The organism is Azospirillum sp. NS33 (genome assembly GCF_059703765.1).
Genome location: NZ_BAAKJB010000004.1, coordinates 100,275 through 115,838 on the forward strand (window position 1 = coordinate 100,275; position 15,564 = coordinate 115,838).

15 protein-coding genes are annotated in these 15,564 nt (G+C 74.1%); 12 read left to right on the top strand and 3 right to left on the bottom strand.

Annotated elements, in window-relative coordinates; all coding sequences use genetic code 11:
* Positions 1-20: 20 nt before the first annotated feature.
* On the bottom strand, positions 21-932 hold the full coding sequence (locus AC6H2I_RS05650) for a phytanoyl-CoA dioxygenase family protein (protein ID WP_497499605.1): 912 nt from the start codon (positions 930-932) through the stop codon (positions 21-23).
* Positions 933-1,043: 111 nt separating this feature from the next.
* Between AC6H2I_RS05650 and AC6H2I_RS05655 the strand changes: the two genes are divergently transcribed.
* The 11 genes from AC6H2I_RS05655 to AC6H2I_RS05705 all read left to right on the top strand — a co-directional run bounded on the left by AC6H2I_RS05655 (position 1,044) and on the right by AC6H2I_RS05705 (position 12,741).
* Complete coding sequence (locus AC6H2I_RS05655; protein WP_497499606.1) at positions 1,044-2,213, top strand: FkbM family methyltransferase; 1,170 nt, start codon at positions 1,044-1,046, stop codon at positions 2,211-2,213.
* Positions 2,214-2,381: 168 nt separating this feature from the next.
* The gene (locus tag AC6H2I_RS05660) at positions 2,382-2,753 is read left to right on the top strand and encodes a response regulator transcription factor (RefSeq protein WP_497499607.1); all 372 of its coding nucleotides are present in this window, start codon (positions 2,382-2,384) and stop codon (positions 2,751-2,753) included.
* A gap of 6 nt (positions 2,754-2,759) precedes the next feature.
* A complete protein-coding gene (locus AC6H2I_RS05665; protein ID WP_497499608.1) occupies positions 2,760-3,392 on the top strand; it encodes a chemotaxis protein CheX in 633 nt (210 codons plus the stop codon).
* 120 nt (positions 3,393-3,512) lie between these two features.
* On the top strand, positions 3,513-5,504 hold the full coding sequence (locus AC6H2I_RS05670; RefSeq protein WP_497499609.1) for a methyl-accepting chemotaxis protein: 1,992 nt from the start codon (positions 3,513-3,515) through the stop codon (positions 5,502-5,504).
* Entirely contained in the window at positions 5,501-7,084 is a 1,584-nt protein-coding gene (locus AC6H2I_RS05675; RefSeq protein ID WP_497499610.1) for a chemotaxis protein CheW, read from the top strand. The genes AC6H2I_RS05670 and AC6H2I_RS05675 overlap by 4 nt, the downstream gene beginning before the upstream one ends.
* Positions 7,085-7,109: 25 nt before the next feature.
* Positions 7,110-8,204, top strand: a complete 1,095-nt coding sequence (cheB, locus tag AC6H2I_RS05680; RefSeq protein ID WP_497499749.1) for a chemotaxis-specific protein-glutamate methyltransferase CheB — start codon at positions 7,110-7,112, stop codon at positions 8,202-8,204.
* Positions 8,205-8,219: 15 nt separating this feature from the next.
* Positions 8,220-8,828, top strand: a complete 609-nt coding sequence (locus AC6H2I_RS05685) for a HEAT repeat domain-containing protein (RefSeq protein WP_497499611.1) — start codon at positions 8,220-8,222, stop codon at positions 8,826-8,828.
* A gap of 115 nt (positions 8,829-8,943) precedes the next feature.
* Entirely contained in the window at positions 8,944-9,810 is an 867-nt protein-coding gene (locus tag AC6H2I_RS05690) for a CheR family methyltransferase (protein WP_497499612.1), read from the top strand.
* Positions 9,807-10,223, top strand: coding sequence for a response regulator (locus tag AC6H2I_RS05695; RefSeq protein ID WP_497499613.1), 417 nt, complete (start codon positions 9,807-9,809; stop codon positions 10,221-10,223). The genes AC6H2I_RS05690 and AC6H2I_RS05695 overlap by 4 nt, the downstream gene beginning before the upstream one ends.
* A complete protein-coding gene (locus AC6H2I_RS05700) occupies positions 10,220-12,505 on the top strand; it encodes a chemotaxis protein CheA (RefSeq protein WP_497499614.1) in 2,286 nt (761 codons plus the stop codon). Before AC6H2I_RS05695 ends, AC6H2I_RS05700 begins: the two co-directional genes overlap by 4 nt.
* Complete coding sequence (locus AC6H2I_RS05705; protein ID WP_497499615.1) at positions 12,505-12,741, top strand: hypothetical protein; 237 nt, start codon at positions 12,505-12,507, stop codon at positions 12,739-12,741. Before AC6H2I_RS05700 ends, AC6H2I_RS05705 begins: the two co-directional genes overlap by 1 nt.
* 31 nt (positions 12,742-12,772) lie before the next feature.
* Here AC6H2I_RS05705 and AC6H2I_RS05710 read toward each other — a convergent pair whose 3' ends face one another.
* Both AC6H2I_RS05710 and AC6H2I_RS05715 read right to left on the bottom strand, forming a co-directional pair.
* Complete coding sequence (locus tag AC6H2I_RS05710; RefSeq protein ID WP_497499616.1) at positions 12,773-13,318, bottom strand: GNAT family N-acetyltransferase; 546 nt, start codon at positions 13,316-13,318, stop codon at positions 12,773-12,775.
* A 222-nt stretch (positions 13,319-13,540) separates the two neighbouring features.
* Positions 13,541-14,224 carry a LuxR C-terminal-related transcriptional regulator gene (locus tag AC6H2I_RS05715; RefSeq protein ID WP_497499617.1) on the bottom strand — a complete coding sequence of 228 codons (684 nt, stop codon included), beginning with the start codon at positions 14,222-14,224 and terminating at the stop codon, positions 13,541-13,543.
* A 433-nt stretch (positions 14,225-14,657) separates the two neighbouring features.
* Here AC6H2I_RS05715 and AC6H2I_RS05720 point away from each other — a divergent pair, with 433 nt between their 5' ends.
* The gene (locus AC6H2I_RS05720; protein ID WP_497499618.1) at positions 14,658-14,942 is read left to right on the top strand and encodes a hypothetical protein; all 285 of its coding nucleotides are present in this window, start codon (positions 14,658-14,660) and stop codon (positions 14,940-14,942) included.
* The last annotated feature ends 622 nt before the right edge of the window (positions 14,943-15,564 follow it).

The following is a 15,564-nucleotide window of genomic DNA, read 5'->3' on the forward strand; positions in this document are numbered from 1 at the left end:
GCTATCCTGGGCTGGGCCGGCTATCCGGGGCTGGGCGGCGGTGTCGGCCGCGGGTCGAGCAGGCGGCGGGTGACATAGGCGTCGTAGAGCCCGGGCGGCACGGCCCGCACCGGCCGCGGCGACTGGTGGGCCGAGCGCCACAGCGCGTATTGGGCGATGACCGCCAGGCGCGCCCCGGAGCGGGGCAGCAGGCCCTTGTGGATGCCGCGGGTGTCGGCCAGGAAGCAGGTTCCGGCCCGGCCGGTGAGGGTGACGATGCGGTCCTTGCCGAAGGTCGCCGCGACCTCGGCGTCGGTCATCGCGCGGGGGTGGTAGAGCGGCCGTTCCCCGGCGCTGTCGGCGACGTAGACATGCGGGCCGCCGGCGGCGTCCACGTCGGTCAGGTAGATGAACAGCTTGAGGAAGCGGACGCCGTCGAAGTCGCGGTGGAAGCGCTGCGACCCCTTGGCCGCCTCGCGCTCGGGGTAGGCCCACCAGGCGTTGAGGAAGCCCAGAGTCGGCTTGCGGCCGAACACCGCCTCGACGGTGCCGAGGACCAGGGGATGGGTCAGGGCGTCGAGGAGATGGGGGGCGTTGGCGATCTGCTCCTCGGTGTACCAGCCCATGTTGGTTTCCGGGCTGGGGATCGCGCCGGGGCGGAACCGGCCGAGGTGGGGGCGCCAGGGGTCGTGGCACGCCTCGCCGTCGAAATAGGCGCGCATGGCGGCGACCGCCGCGTCCGACAGCAGCGGCAGCGGCTCGGTGTAGCCGCGCCGGTGGATCTGATCGGCCAGCCGTGCCGCCTCGGCGGCCTCCGGCCGGCGGGTGCCGCGCGGGCAGGCCAGGGCCACCACCCGGGCCGCCGCGTCGACCACCCGGGGGTCGCAGAACGCCGGGTGCTGCATGGTCTTCCAGTAAATGCCGTTGATGCGGCGGGTGAGATCGCTCAGCATGCCGACGCGCCCTTCGCGATGCGGTGGTGGCGATCGCCATCGCCCACCGCGACTTCGAGATCGGCGAAATCCTAGACAGGGGACGGACGTCCCGCAATCCGGGGGAACGGCATGGAGCATTCCGCCGCAGACATCGGCAGCGACCGCCTGGAGCGCGCCCTGGCGGCGCGCCTGGAGGCGGTGGCGCGCGCCGGCGGCGATCCGCGCGCCGCAGAGGAGCCGGACCGGCGCGACCTCGACCTGGCGGGGCATCCGCTGGTGTTGATCGGGGCCGGATCGGCGATCGCCCAGCCCTTCGTCGCCCACGCCCTCGCCCGCCTCGACGTGGTCGGCGTGGTCGACAACGCCCGCGCCGGAACGCGCGACGGCGGCGGGCGCACGGTGCTGGGCGACGACGGCCTGGCGGCGCTGCTGGCGCGCGAGCCGCGGCTGGTCGGGGTGATGTGCTGCTGCTCCGACCGGGCGGTGGATCATTTCACGGCCTTGTGGCAGGCCCACGGCGGTGGTCGGCCGCTGCTGTCGCTGTTCGAGGCCCTGCGGCACGCCGGCCAGCCCGGTCCGGACGCGTTCTCCGACCCGGCGACCGTCGCCGCCCTGCTGGACCGGCGCGATCTCTGGTGCGCCTTCGCCGACGAGGAGAGCCGGCGCACCTATCTGGCGCTGCTGCTTCACCGGCTGTCGTGGGACCGCCGCTGGATCGAGCCGCGGCGCCTGCCGTACCGGGCCATGTACTTCTTTACCGACGCCCTCGACGTCGGCGAGGACGAGGTGCTGGTGGATGGCGGCGCCTTCGACGGCGACACCGTTCTGGCCTTCGCCGAACGGACCGGGGGGCGGTACCGGCACGTCCACGCCTTCGAGGTCGACCCCGCCAACATCGCCCCGCTGCGCCGCCGCATCGCCGGTCTGGAGCGGGTGACGGTTCATCCCGTCGGCCTGTGGAACGGCGAATCGACGCTGTGCCTGTCCGGCGGCCAGGGCGCGGCCAGCAGCCTGGGTGCGGGGGGAGACACGGCGGTGCCGGTGCGCGCCCTCGACCGGCTGGGGCTGGGCGCCGTGTCGCTGGTCAAGTTGGACATCGAGGGGGCCGAGATCCCGGCCCTCGAGGGAGCGGCGGACACCATCCGCCGGCACAAGCCGAAGCTGTCGCTGGCGGTGTACCACGCGCCCCGCGACATTGCCGCGATCGCCGACGCGGTGGCGGCGATCCGTCCCGACTACCGCTTCCGCCTGCGCCACCACAGCCCGATCTTCCACGACAGCGTGCTGTACGCGTGTTGAGCGGCGGGACGGCCGGGGCCTGGGGGGCGGCGGACCGGGTACACCCAATCGTCCCCGTCCTGGCCGAAAGGCCGGGGGTGACCCGGACATAGGGCTGTCTTGCGGGCGCCGGCCATGTTGTAGATATTCTAAAGCCATCAAAATGTGCCGGACTTTCGGAGCCGCCCTGTGAGCAGATCGGTCATCGTCGTCGACGACAGCAAACTTTCGCGTATGCATCTCCGCGGCATCGTGCTGCGTCACAAGCCGGACTGGACCGTGATGGAAGCGGGCAACAGCGACGAGATGTTCAGCCGCCTGGACTCGAGCCCGGCGGACGTCGCCATCATCGACTACAACATGCCGGGCCTGAACGGCCTGGAGGCGGCCACCCGGTTGCGCGACCGGGCGCCCGGGGTGAGCATCGCCATCGTCACCGCCAACGCCCAGGATTCCATCGTCGCCGGAATCCGCGACCTTGGCGCCGCCTTCCTTCCCAAGCCGGTGGACGAGGAGCAGGTGGCGCGGTTCCTCGCCTCCACCCTGTTGCCCCGGCGCTAGGCGACCATGGACCTGCTCAGCGCCATCGAGCGCGACGCCCTGACCGAACTGGCCAACATCGGGGTGTCGCGGGCCTCCGTCGCGCTCGGCCGGCTGGTCGGCGGCGAGGTGGCCATGTCGGTGCCGGCCGTGGACATCGTGCCCCGGGCCGAAGCGGCGGAACGTCTGACGGCGGAGTTCGCGGAGCGCCTGGTCGCGGTGCTGGAGACGTTCGAAGGCGCGCTCAGCGGGGCGGCCATCCTGGTGTTCCCCGAGCGCAACAGCCTGGAGCTGGTGCGTGCCGCCCTGCCACGCGACCTCGACCTCGACCATATCTTCGAGCTGGAGCAGGAAGCCCTCAGCGAGATCGGCAACATCGTCCTGAACAACTGCCTGTCGGCCGTGGCCAACCTGCTGGAGGCCCGCCTGGAGACGGCGCTGCCGCGCGTCGTCTACGGCACCGGCGAGGAGATCTTCGCCCAATGCGGTGCCGGCGGCGGCGAGACGGCGATGGCGGTGGTGTTCTACATCCGATTCCACGTCCGCAGCACCGACGTGGTGGGAAAGATCGTGATCGCCCTCGACGTCGACTCGGCGCTGGAGCTGCGCGTGCGGACCGCGGACTATGTCGCGCGCATGACCTCGGGGGGCGGAGCGTGACCGCGGCGCTGGTGCCCGTGACCTGACGGGCCGGCGGAACCGGGGGCGCGCCAAGCCGGGACGCCGCGCCGCCGGACGACGACCCACCTCCCGGCGACACCGACGATGGAAGATCGGCCCATGGCGCTCGTCAAGAAATCCCAGATTGCCCGTTCCGCCGCCGTCAAGGCCGGTGGCGATGCCGGCGGCTCCGACGGCGGCTCCGGCGGCGGCTCCGGCGGCGGGGCGTCCCCGGCCGGCGCCGGCCAGGGCACCGGCCGGGATGGTGCCGAAGCGGCGGACCGTCGCCGCGCCCGGGTCGGCACCCGCCGCCGCAAGGCGGCCGAGGGGATTGCCGCGGCGTCGGCCGAGCTTGCCGGCGGCGTCGCCCAGGCGTCCGCGGCGGCCGAGGCGCTGCGGCGCGCCATGGAGCAGGTGGCGGCCGGCGCCGAGGAGGCGGCCGCCGGCACCCAGCAGTCCCAGCGGATGATCAACCGGGCGTCGGAACTGATCCGGCGCAGCCGCGCCACCGCCGAGGGCTCGGCCGCCAAGGTGGAGACCCTGGACGCGCAGGTGAAGGCCATCGGCGCCCAGATCCTCGCCGCGGTGTCGTCCATCGTGCGGGCCGCCGAGCGCCAGGAGAGCGCCGTCGCCATGGTGCGGGATCTGGAAAGCCAGGCCGGCGAGATCGGCGAGATCGTGCGCGGTGTGGCGCAGATCGCCGACCAGACGAACCTGCTGGCGCTCAACGCGGCGATCGAGGCGGCGCGCGCCGGCGACGCCGGCAAGGGCTTCGCCGTGGTCGCCGACGAGGTGCAGAGTCTGGCCGAACGGTCCGAGCGCAGCACCCGCGAGATCCAGGACGTGGTGGGCCAGATCCAGGAGGCGGTGACGGCGATCACTGGCGGCATCGTCGACGCGGCCCGCGCCGCCCGCGCCGAGGTCGACCGTGGACGCCAGGTCGCCACCCAGCTCGACGGCGTCCGCGCCGACATGGCGGCCGTCGCCCGCGGCAGCGAGGAGACGATCAAGGCGGCGATCGAAGCGGACGTGGCCGGGGGCGAGGCGCAGAAGGGGGCGGAGAGCATCGCCGCCGCCGCCGCCGAGCAGTCGGCCGCCGCCGAGGAGGCCCTGAGGACGGTGGCCGAGCAGGTGGACGCGCTGTCCCAGAGCGAGCGGGCCGCCGCGCAGCTCGCCGAGATCGCCGAGGACCTGACCGGGGCGAGCGACGTCCGGCGCAGCGCCGAGGACGTGGCCTCGGCCGCAGAGGAGCTGTCGGCGGCGATCGAGGAGATCAACCGCGCCGCCGCCCAGGTGACCATCGCCATCAACCAGATCGCCCGGGCCGCCGAGGCCCAGAGCGCCGCCACCCAGCAGGCGTCCTCCGCGGTGGCCGAGATCGAGGCGGCGGCGCAGGTCGGCCTCGGCCGTGCCGGCGATGCGCTGCAGCGCAGCCACGCCATGGCCGCGCGCCTGGTCGAGATGCGCGGGAGCGTGGACAGGCTGTCGGCCGGCGTCGTCCAGGCCATCGCCGCGGGGCGCAGCCACAGCCAGCGGTTGGCCGACCTCGCCCTGATGGGGCGGCGCATCGAAAAGACCATCGACGCCATCGCCGTGGTGGGCATCCAGACCAACATGCTGGCGGTGACCGGTGCCGTCGAGGCGGCCCGGGCGGGCGAGTTCGGCCGCGGATTCACGGTCGTCGCCAACGACATCCGCGCCCTGGCCCAGGAATCGGCCGACGCGGCGGAGCGGGCCAAGGACCTCGTCCGCATCATCCAGGAGCAGACCGGCCGGGTCGGCCGCGACATCGAGGACATCGCCGCCGCCGCCGCCCAGGAGGCGGTCCGCACCGAGGAGTTCGGTACGGCGCTGGGCGGCGTGGCCGCCGACCTGCAGACCATCATCGACGGCAACCAGCAGGTCCAGGACGGCACGGAGGAGGTGACCCGGGCGGTGCAGGAGGCGATGAAGGGCGTCGACCAGATTGCCGCCGCGGCGTCCGAGGCCAACCAGGCCGCGGGCGAGGCCGCCAAGGCGGCCCGCGAGCAGGCCAGCGGCACCGAGGAGCTGGCCGGGGCGATCGAGGAGATCGCCGCCATGGCCGACGAGCTGCAAAGCATCTCGTCATGACGGCCGCCGGCCAACGCCGCTTTCTGACCTTCCAGGTCGCCGGCACCCCCCTCGCCGTCGCGCTGGATGCGGCGCTGGAGATCGCCCACGTCCCCGACCTGGTGCCCGTGCCCCTGGCACCGCCCGGGCTGGCGGGGCTGGCGCGTCGCCATGGGCGGGTGCTGCCGGTGCTGGCGGTGCGGCGTATTCTCGGACTGCCCGACGCGGACCCGGGCGCGGCCGGCGTGCGGATGGTGGTGGTCAACCACCATGGGCAGGGCATCGGACTGGTGGTGGACGCCGTGACCGGCGTCCAGTCCGCCGAGGGCGGCCAGTTGGACGGCGTGGCGCCCGAGGGCGAGGAGTCCGCCGGCATCGACGGCGCCTATCTGGCCGGGGCGCTGCGCGGGGCCGACGGCCAGGTGGTGGCGCTCCTGCTCGACGCCGGCACGCTGATCGGCCGCCAATTCGTCGACCTGCCGCGGTCGTCCGGGGGCGGCGGCGGCGGCGGTGCCGGTGACGGCGGCGGTCTGGGGGGGGGCGGCGGTGCCGCCGGGGGGCGGCATGGTGCCGGCATCGACGGCGCCGTCGCGGCGCGGCCGGTGCTCGTATCGTTCGCGGTCGCCGGGCAGGAGTTCGCGCTGCCGGTGGAGCAGGTGGCGCGCATCGTCCCGCTGGCCGGGACGGTCGCGCGCATGCCCAACGCCCGCCCCCACCTGCTGGGGGTGGTGGCGGAGGCGGGGGACCTGCTGCCGCTGGTCGGCCTGCGCGCGCTCTTCGGTCTGGACGGCGAAGCGTCGACCGCTGGCGGCAGCCGCCGTGTCGTCATCGTCGAGCCGCGGCGCGGCCAACGGGTGGGCCTGGTGGTCGACACGGTGTGCGAGATCCTGCGTTTGGAGGCCGGATCCATGGGCGCCATCCCGGCGATCCTGGCGCGCGAGGCGGAATTCGCCGATCTCGACGGCATCCTGCGCCTCGACGAGGGGCGGCGTCTGGTGTCGGTGCTGTCGGCGGAGCGGATGCTGGCCCACACCGCCGAGCTCGCGGCGGCGTTCGGCGGCGGTGAAGGGGAGGGCTCCGGCAGCATGGCGGACGGGCGACAGGCGGACGGGCGGATGGCGGACGGGGCCGCCCATGGCGGCGGCGTCGAGCCGCACGTGGTCGTGCGCATCGGCGCCGGCGAATACGGCCTGCCGGTGGCGGCGGTGCGCGAGGTGCTGCGCCGTCCGGAGTCTCTGGCCCCGCTTCCCAAGGCGCCGGAGTTCGTCTCGGGGCTGGCCAACCTGCGCGGGGCCGCCTTGCCGGTGCTCGACCCCGCGCGGATTCTGAAGCTGCCCGGCGGCGCTGGCGCGGCGCAGCGGCCGCGCATCCTCGTGGTCGGCCTTCACGTCACCCGGGTCGGGCTGGCGGTGGACGCCGTGCTCGGCGTGGTGGGCTTGCCGGCGGCGGCGATCGAGGAGGCCCCGGCGGTGTCGGTGGCCCAGCGTCACCTGATCCGGCGGGTCGCCCATCTCGACGGCGGGCGGCGGATGATCCTCCTTCTGGAGGTTGACGCCTTGCTGGACATGGATCAGCTTTCGTCGGCAGTCGAAACGTTCTGAGCGCAATGACACCGTGGGCAGCCGAATCGTGAAGGTCCTGGTCGTCGACGATTCGGCGCTGATGCGCCGGCAGTTGACCGACATCCTGACGGCCGCCGGGGACATCGAGGTGGTGACCGCGCGCAGCGCGCTCGAGGCGCTGGCGCTCCTGCCGGACCTCGACCCCGACGTGGTGACCCTGGACGTCACCATGCCCGGGATGGATGGGCTGTCGTGCCTGCGCCGCATCATGGTGGAGCACCCCAAGCCGGTGGTGATGCTCTCCTCCCTCACCGCCGACGGGGCGGAGCCGACCCTGGAGGCGCTGCGCCTGGGGGCGGTGGACGCCGTGCAGAAGCCGACCGCCAGCGGCCTCGGCGTGGTCCGCATCGCCGCCGAGATCGTCGCCAAGGTGCGGGGGGCCGCCACCGCACGGGTGCGGCGCGCCCGGAACCTGCGCGAGCGCCTGCAGGCGACCCGGGCCCGCATCATCGGGACGCCGGAGGACGGGCTGCCGCCGGAGCAGGCGCAGCCGGCGGTGATCCCCGCCGTGCCGCGGGCCGGCGATCCCCCCGGGGTGGTGGTGATCGGGGTGTCGACGGGCGGGCCGAGCACCCTGGAACTGATCCTGCCGATCCTGCCGGCGGCCTTCCCCTGGCCGATCGTCGTGGTGCAGCACATGCCGGCCGCGTTCACCGGCACCTTCGCGCGGCGCCTGAACGACGTGTGCGCGTTGCGGGTGGTGGAGGCGGCCCAGCCGGTCGCGCTGGAGCCCGGGCTGGCGGTGGTGGCGCGCGGCGGCGCCGACGCCGTGCTGGCGCGCCGCGACGGGCGGTTGTGCGTGATGCCGGTCCCGCTGGCGGCGGACCGGCCCTGGCACCCCAACGTTGACCGCCTGGTGGAGAGCGCGCTGGCGCTGGTCGAACCGCGCCAGCTGGTGGGGGTCCTGCTGACCGGCATGGGCAACGACGGGGCGACCGCCATGACCGACCTGCGGGCCCGCGGCGGGCGGACGATCGCCGAGTCCGAATCCAGCGCCGTCGTCTTCGGGATGCCCCAGGACCTGATCCGCCGCGGCGGTGCGGACGTGGTGCTGGACGCCGAACACGTCGCGGTGCACCTGCGCCGGTGGCTCGCCTAGGAAACGGAGGACACCATGCCTTTGGTCAAGCCGGGCGGGATGGGGGCTGCGCCGCCACCGGCCGTCACCGACCCGTTCGCCGCCCTGGCGTCCCCCGTCGCGGCGGAGCGCCGGCAGGGCGCCCACGCGCTGGCGGGGCGGCCGGAGGCGGCGCGCCCGCTGGCCGACCGCCTCGCCGTGGAGGAGGAGCCCGGGGTGCGCGAGGCGGTCCTCACGGCGCTGGTCCGGATCGGCACGGCCGACGCGGTCGCCGGCCTGCTGCCCCTTCTCGCCAGCGAAGGCGCCGCGGTGCGCAGCGGCGCGCTGGAGTCGCTGCAGCAGATGCCGGCCGAGGTGGTGGTGCCGCTGGTGGAACCGCTGCTGGAGCACCCGGACTCCGACCTGCGGATCTTCGCCGTGCAACTCGTCGCGCAGATCCCCCACGACGACCGGCTGCGGCGGCTGACCCGGGTGGTCGAGGAGGACCCGCACGTGAACGTCTGCCTCGCCGCGGTCGAGGGGCTGGTGGAGGCCGCCCGCCCCGACGTGGTTCCGGTGTTGCAGCGCCTCCAGGGCCGCTTCCCCGACGATCCCATGCTCGGTCACGTGATCGAGGCCGCCTGCCGCCGCTTCCGGGAGACCTGACGATGGCATCCCGCCCGCCGGCGCGCCGCGCCGCGCCGCCACCGCGGCCGACCCCCGCACGCCGGGCCCTGTGGCGCAGCACCATACGGCGGAGGACCGTGTGCCGGAGGATCGTGTGACGCCCGCCGGCGCCCGCCCGGCGTCCGTGGCGTCGCCGTCCGAGTACGACGCGCTGTGCACGATCCTGCGCACCCACGCCGGCCTCTCGTTCGCCGAGAACAAGCGCTACTTCGTGGAGCGGCGACTCCTCGACCGGATGGCCGCGTGCGGCGTGCGGCGGATCGCCGACTACCTCGACCTGCTGCGCTACCAGGCGTCGGGCGAGGAGTTGCAGAGCCTCGTCAACCTGATGACGGTCAACGAGACCTATTTCCTGCGCGAGCAGTACCAGCTCGACTGCCTCGTCCATTCGGTGCTGGGGGAGCTGACCCGGGAGCGTGCCGGGGGAACGCCGATCCGCATCTGGTCCGCCGGCTGTTCCACTGGCGAGGAGCCGTACTCCATCGCCCTGTCGCTGCTGGAGCGGTGGGAGCAGGTCGACTCCCACGACGTCGAGCTGTACGCCTCCGACATCGATTCGGCGGTGCTGGCCCGTGCCCGGGAGGGGGTCTACGAGGCGCGGTCCCTGCAGAACGTGCCGCCGCCGCTGATCGAACGCTACTTCACCGCCCTGGGGGGCGGGCGCTGGCGGATCGTCGAGGATCTCCGCCGGTCCATCGACTTCTCCCACGTCAACATCACCGATTCCTCCCAGGTCCGCAGGTTTCGGTCGCTCGATGTCATCTTCTGCCGTAATCTGCTGATCTATTTCGACGATCTGGGGCGGCGGGAAGCCGCCGCGATGTTCTACGACGCCCTTGCCCCCGGCGGTTTCGTCTTCCTCGGCCATTCGGAGAGCATGAGTCGCATGTCCTCGCTGTTCGTGCCGCGCAAGTTTCCCGACGCGATCGTCTACCAGAAGCCGGCCGGAGGGGTCCCGTGACCGGCCCCGCCGCGGCCGCCGTGCGGGTGCTGGTGGTGGACGACGCCGTCACCGTGCGCGCCTACACCCGCCAGGTGCTGGAGGCCGACGGCTTCACCGTGGCGGAGGCGGTGAACGGCATCGACGGGCTGGAGAAGGCGCTGGCCGACCCGCCGGATCTGCTGATCGTCGACGTCAACATGCCCAAGATGGACGGCTATTCCATGCTGCGGGCGGTGCGCCGCGATCCCGCGCTCGCCACCGTGCCCGCCCTGATGATCACCACGGAATCCCGTGAGGATGACCGGCTCCGGGCGCTCGGCGCCGGTGCCGGCGGCCACCTGGTGAAGCCGGTGCGGCCGGAGGCCCTGGTGCTGGCGGCGCGCCTCTTGTCGGGCCGGCCGGCCGGCCTCGCGGCGGAGGGCGCGCCATGACGCCGCTGTTCGAGCAGTTCCTCGTGGAATCGCGGGAACTCGTGCAGACCGCCAACGCCGGGCTGCTGCGCCTGGAGCGTGAGGCCGCCGACCAGGGGGCGGTGAACGAGGTGTTCCGCGCGGTTCACACCCTCAAGGGCGCCACGGGCCTGTTCGACTGGCCGGCCTTCACCGAACTGGCCCACGCCGCCGAGGACGTGCTCGGGGGGGTGCGCGACGGGACCGTGCCGCTCCAGGCGGCGCTGGTCGACGGCCTGTTCGCGGTGCTCGACCAGGCGTCCCGCTGGATCGACCACATCGAGGCACGCGGCGACCTGCCGGACGACGCGGCGATGACGGCCCGTTCCCTGCGCGGCGCGCTGGCGGGCGGGCCGACCGCCGCGGACGGGGAGGGGGTGGCGGTTCTGCCGGCCGACTTCGACTGGGTGGTGGAGCTGACGGCGGAGGAGGAGCGGGCCGTCGCCCCCCACCCCGGGCCGTTCACCGCCGTGGTCTACGACCCCGACGAGGAGTGCTTCTTCAACGGCGACGATCCGCTCGCCTTCGTGCGCCGGGTGCCCGGTCTGGTCGTCGTCCGCGTCGCCGCGGCGGCGCCCTGGCCCGAGGTGGCGGCGCTCGACCCCTATCGATGCCGGCTGCGCTTCCGCCTGCTCAGCACCGCCGGTGAGGACGCCATCGCGCCCGCCTTCCGCACCGCCCCCGACCAGGTGCGCTACGCCACCGTCACCGCGGCCCGCGTCGCCGGCAGCCGGCTGTCCGCCACCGCGGGCGCCGCTGCGGGCGCCGCTGCGGGCGCCGCTGCCGCTGCCGGCGGCCCGGGGCGGGGGGTGTCGACCGCCGCCGCGGTGGCGGCGGCGCTGCTGCGCGACCAGGGACGGGCGCTGGCCCTGGACCCGGCCGAAGTGGCGTTGGACGCGCGCATCGCCGCCACCGCGCGGGCGGCCGCCAACATCCTGACCGCGCTCGGCCGCGGCGACGCGGTGGCGGGGCTCGACGCCGCCGCCGCGGCCGCCCGGGCGGCCGCGCGGCCCGATCCGCTGGCCCGGCATCTCGCCGCCCTGGCCGAGGCGCTGGCAACGCCGCCCGCGGTGGCGGCCCGGCTTCCGGCGCCCCCGGCCACCGCGGCGGCCCGGCGCTCGGTCCGGGTGCCACCGGAACGGATCGACCACCTGTTGGCGCTGGTGGGCGAGATGGTGATCGCCAAGAACCGCCTGCCGGTGCTGGCGCGCCACGCCGCCGACCGGGCGCTGGCGCGCGGCCTGCGCGAGGTGGAGGAGGAGGTGGGCGGGTTGGTGATGGCGCTGCAGGATGCGGTGCTGCGGCTGCGCATGGTGCCGATGAGCCAGGTGTTCCGGCCGCTGCCGCGCCTGGTGCGGGACTTGGCCGGACGCCTCGGCAAGGAGGTCGACCTGCGGGTGGAGGGGGAGGCCACGGAGGCCGACAAGGACGTGCTCGACGCCTTGGGCGAGCCGCTGCTCCACCTCGTGCGCAACGCCGTCGACCACGGCATCGAGTCGCCGGACCGCCGCGTCGCCGCCGGGAAGCCGCGGACCGGCAGCGTGCGACTCAGCGCGCGCCAGGACCGCGACCGCGTGCTCGTCGAGGTGGCGGACGACGGCGCCGGCATCGACGCCGACCGGGTGCTGGCCAAGGCGGTGGCGGCCGGCGCCGTGGACGCCGCGCGGGCCGCCGCCATGACGCGGGGGGAGGCGCTGGCGCTGGTCCTGTTGCCCGGGCTCAGCACCGCCGGGTCGGTGACGGACGTGTCCGGGCGCGGCGTCGGCATGGACGCCGTACAGGTCGCCGTCGCCGGAATCGGCGGGCGCATCGACCTGGACTCGACCCCCGGGCAGGGCACCCGGGTGGTCCTCGTGCTTCCCCTGACCATGGTCATCACCCCGCTGATGGTCGTCGCCGCCGGCGGCGCGCTGTTCGGCATCCCCACCGCCCTGGTCGGCGAGGTGGCCCGGGTTCCCGCCGCCGCCGTGCAGCGGCTGAAGCACGCCGAGGGATTCGCGCTGCGCGGCGCCACGGTGCCGCTGTTCCGCCTGCCCCGTCTGCTCGGCCTGGAGCCGGCGCAGGCGGCGGGCGATCTCACCGTTCTGGTGCTGCGGATCGACCGCGAGCCGGTCGGGCTGGCGGTGGACGCCGTTCACGAGCGCCTCGATGCCGTCCTCAAGCCGCTGACCGGCGTGCTCGCCGGGTTGAAAGGCACCAGCGGCACCGCCGAGCTGGGCGACGGCCGCCTGGTCCCCGTGCTCGATCCCAGGGAGTTGCTGTGATGGCGATCCGCTATGACGGACGCACGGCCCGGCTGGACGGCGAATGCGGCGTGGAAGAGGCCCTTCCCCTGGCCGAATGGCTGACCGCGACACCGGACGGCGCGGTCGACCTCGCCCGCTGCGCCGCCCTCCACACCGCGGTGCTTCAGGTCCTCCTGGCGGCCCGCCCGGCGCTGGCGGCCCCGCCGGAGGATGCCTTCCTGGCGCGCTGGGTGGCGCCCCTCCTTCAGCCGTGACCGGTCCGCCGGTGGTTCACTGGGCGGCGCTTCACTGGGCGGCGCGGCGGACCGCGCCGGGGCCGAGGCGCTTGGCCAGCAGGATCTGGTCGATGGCGACGGTGACGGTGCGGCCGTCGGGGGTGCGGTACGCGCACCGGCCGCGCTCCGTCCCGCAGGGTTCGTAGCCCAGACGCTCGTAGAAGGAGACGACGGCGAGGTTGTCGCGGTCGACCCCCAGCTCCACGGTGGCCATGCCGTACGCGGCCACCGCACGCTCGGCGGCGAGGACGAGGCGCGATCCCAGACCACAGCGCCGGAACACCGGGAACACGCGCACGGCCCACAGGGTGGCGCGGCGGCTGCGCCCCTTGCGCACGAAATCGACCCAGACCTGCCCCGCCGGAAAGCCGTTGATGTCGGCCACGATCATGCAGCCCTGGCCCTTCTCCTGCATGGCGAACGCACGCTCGATGAGGTGGCGGTGCGGCGTGAACTCTCCGAACCACTCCAGGGCGGCAAGATCCGCGGCGCAACACCGGCGGATGGTCGCCGGCACCGCCAGGGTGGCGTGGTCCAGTACGGCGTCGTCGCCCATGGGTCGGCGGGTCTCCCTGGTGCAGGAACGGGTGCCCGTACCAACCGGGTGGCCCGTGCCGGCGTTCCAGGCGGGGCGTTGCGCCGGCGCGCCCCGGCCCTGGGCGGACCAGCCCTGAAAACGGCACCGGCAGACCTCAGAACGGCAGCGGCCCCGCCGACCACCATCACGGTGGTCGGCGGGGCCGGTTGCGGGCGGCGGACGGCCGGGCCGCCGCGACGGTCAGTTGACGGCGCTGTCCGCCGTCGCGGCGGCGGGCTGCTCGGCGATGTTGTTGTTCATCGCCCAGATCGCCGCCTGGGTGCGGTTGGAGGCGTTGATCTTGCGCAGCAGGCTCTTCAGGTGGACCTTGACCGTCGCCTCGGTGATGTTGAGGTGGTTGGCGATCATCTTGTTGGAGTTGCCGCTCAGCAGGCAGCGCAGGATCTGCACCTCGCGCGGCGACAGGCCCTTGCGGCCGCCCGAGACGTGGGGCTCCGGCTCGCTGCCGCGGCCGCCCACCAGCATGGCGGCGAGGTGGGTGGGGAACACCTTCTCGCCCATCATCACCAGCTTCAGGGACTGCATCAGCGATTCCGACGCGATGTCCTTGGTCAGGTAGCCGTCGGCGCCGGCGTTCAGCGCCTCCGACAGGCGGTGGGTGCTGAGCGCGTCGGCCAGCACGACGATGCGGGTCTGCGGCAGCCGGGAGCGCAGGGCGCGCAGCGCGTCGACCTCGTCGCCGCCGTTGCCCGGGTCGATCACCACCACGTCGAGCGGCGTCGCCGCGGCATCCAGGGCCGCCAAGCCGTCGCGGGCGCAACCGGCTTCTCCAACCACCCTGTAGGGCGAGTTGTCGAACAGCCGCTTCATCCCCTCGCGAAAGAGCCGGTTCGAATCGATGAGGAAAACATGTGCGGCGTTCATCGCTGGTCACCTGCTGTCAGTTTGAAAAAGATTGCGTCCGCTGATCCAGGCGCCCCTTCGAGCCGTACCGACGGGGACGCCTGCCGTGCTTTCAGGAGATAGCCGCGATTTCGTGTACGCACGAGTCCGCTTTTGGTCGCGAGTGGCGCCGGAAAAGGAAGTAGTGCCAAGGCCATCGCACGCTGAAAGGAGGGTGGGATAGGGCCCGCTCGGACGAACCGCCTATGCCGGGGGTCGTCGACCGCGGGCGGCGGCGCTCCGTTCCGCCCCGGGCCGTCGGGTGAGGGGGCATCGGCCGAGGTCATAAGACGCCGAAGCGGTTGCGACTCGCTCTCTTACCATTGCCCGCATTGACCGCCTTGGCGTCTCGGGGCTAGCGTTGATCCCGGACGACGCCACAGGGCGCATGACCACGCAAGAGGAGAACCGAGCCATGACGGTTGTTGCCTTCGAGACCATGCCCGCCGGGGTCAAGAAAGTTCTGGATGCGGCGCGCATCGACTTGCTGGATGACCAGGAATGCCTGGACGCCATTTTCGAGGCCTCTTTCGCGGTCGCCGCCGGCCAGCGGGCCGAGGCGATGGAGTGGGCGGCCGCCTACATTGACATGCTGCGCTCGCGCGCCATGGCGGCGGGGGCGAAGGGACGGACGGCGCAGCGGCCTGCGGTGGCGACCGGCGACTTCCGCTTCCGTCCCTGCGAGACGGTGCCCTGCTGAGGCGCACCGTCCTGACGGGCTCCCGGGTGAGCCCGGACAGGCCCGGGTGACGGCGGTGCCGCGCCCCGGGCCGCCGATGGGCGGTGTCGCGCCACGCCAACCAGGCGCCTGGCCGGGAACAGGCCCATCCGGAACGCCGCGCGCGACCGCGTGACTCGGCCCTTGTCAGCCCCGGACCGGTGCAGCGCGCGAACGCCCCCTGGGGCGTCTTCCCGCCGCCGCGCCCCCCGGCCCGATGCCGGCCGACGGCGGCCGCACCTTCCCCACCGCGGCGTCGGCGTCGGCGATGGCCGGGCCTGATGGCCCGCCCCAACATCCGCCCAATGGCCCGCCCAATGGCCCGCCCAATGGCCCGCCCAATGGTCGGCCCAATGGTCGGCCCCAATGGCCCGGAGGGCGGGGCCGGCGCGGGCGATGGCCTGGCCCCCCGCCACCAATCGCCACCGCCGCGACCAGGGATCCGCCGCACGGGCCCGGGCGGCGCCGTGCACCCGGCAACCGGCTCCGCCGTGTGGCCCCCGCCGCGGGCGTCCCGGGGCGGGGCCGTGCCGCGTCGTCCCGACCCCCATCCCCATGATCACGCGCACCGGCGTGCGCGTGCGCGTCTGCGGCGACGGCCTCG